The sequence below is a fragment of the Bartonella sp. AP9QHHD genome (assembly GCF_042195625.1).
Taxonomy (GTDB): domain Bacteria; phylum Pseudomonadota; class Alphaproteobacteria; order Rhizobiales; family Rhizobiaceae; genus Bartonella.
Window position 1 is genome coordinate 1 of record NZ_JBHIOP010000115.1, and the last position, 1,586, is coordinate 1,586.

1 protein-coding gene and 1 pseudogene are annotated in these 1,586 nt (G+C 46.2%); both read right to left on the reverse strand.

Translation table 11 applies throughout. The annotated features are described in order from the left end of the window. Window positions 1–1,134 (reverse strand): portal protein (locus tag ACFIK4_RS09485; RefSeq protein WP_375675824.1); only part of this gene is annotated, 1,134 nt, incomplete at its 3' end. Further along, window positions 1,119–1,586 (reverse strand): annotated as a pseudogene (locus ACFIK4_RS09490) (PBSX family phage terminase large subunit); the annotation flags it as partial. The gene ACFIK4_RS09485 and the pseudogene ACFIK4_RS09490, both read right to left, overlap by 16 nt.

The window sequence follows — 1,586 nt, forward strand, 5'->3', positions numbered from 1 at the left end:
CGCCCCTTCCTCGACAATAAGCCCCCCTTTGGATTGGCTATTAAGGATATACATCACTTGACTAAAATATTTATTCGCCCACCGTTGTGGATCTTTTGTCGGGCGCACAACCCCATAAAATTGCCGTTCTATCTTGTCAAAATATCCCGTTATACACTCCCAACCCAATTGACCAGCTGGAACTAAAGGTTGATCGGGGGATTCAAGCAACTTTCTCCCTAAAAAAGCACGTCTTACAACCTTTTTATTGAAAGCTGCCCCTTGAATATCGGGCATCATGCACTGGAGCTGCTTAAATTCTTCCTCGCTATAATCACGAAGTTCTCCAGTGCTTAAATCGGGCGCTTTGTAATATCGCTCGCTTTCAAACCAACGGCATTCAACAAGCGTGACCATCCGACGACCGTTTTCAACATCAATGCTCCCCTCATCGCTGTAATAATCAAGATCATTATAGTGAACACCTTCATGAGAGCTCCCATCCCTTGCCCAATCTGCACTCAGCTCTGTCCAATGAGATTTGGGAAACATCTGCTTAGCTACTTCTAACGGCTTGCGGTCTACATACCACAAACGTTGCGCATCGGTTAAATTCGGTTGCACCGCTGCACTATCCCAAACCATCTTTAACGGGTCTAAACGCGTAATGACCGGTTCACCATCGAGGCTGTTCTCATAATCAAGCCGTGTATCAGTCCACCCCATGCCGCAGATAACCGCATCTTGGAAAGCATCACTATCAGCGTATTCTGCATGCGCCATGTCCCGAAACCATTCTGCCGCACCGGTAAGCAATTCACTAGGCAATGCCTTCCCTACTTGACGGGGAATAAACTGCACTTCGCGCTTGTTATTACGCTCTGACCCCACAACGGCATTGACCAATGGGGCAATACGATTAAAGGTCATAACGGGGCGGCGTTGCTTTTTTAACGCCGATAAATCTTCTTCATTCCATTGATCACCATTGTAAAAACCAAAATCCTCCCGCGCATGTTCACGCCATTTATTCACATGCTCCACATCTTCTTTGTACCAGCTCACAAGCTTGCGAAATAAGCCTTCTGTCGACAAATCTGATGCGTTACTTTCTTTATCTAAATGCTCTTCATCATACATCATTCTGCCATCCATGAGGTACTCTCATATTCCGTTCTGCCGCTATAAGCTGGTCGCTTTTGTATTTCTTTTGGTGGTTTGTATGAAATACACATCAGTCCAAAGGCATCTGCCCCATGACTGGACCAATCATGCTCTGCTCCCAAGCCAATATTACGCTTCTCATCCCATTTCTCGTGATACCAGTTCAGTGCCTTACGTCCTGCTACTGTCGTCTTCTCATTAAACCAAACAGAAGGCAAAACACGGCGGACTGTTTCTATACGTATCTTAACAGCCCCTGCTCCCTGATTAGGGATAACTTTTGTTTGAAAGCCTGCCTGTTTAAGAGCGCTCTCAAAACTCACATTGTGCACACGGTCTCTGGTCGCACCGTCATGGGGGAGAACCATCAATGCCTTCTCATAACCATTTTGACGCAACCAACCGATATGTTCGGATAAAGGCTGTCCCTGTGCTTCGTAATA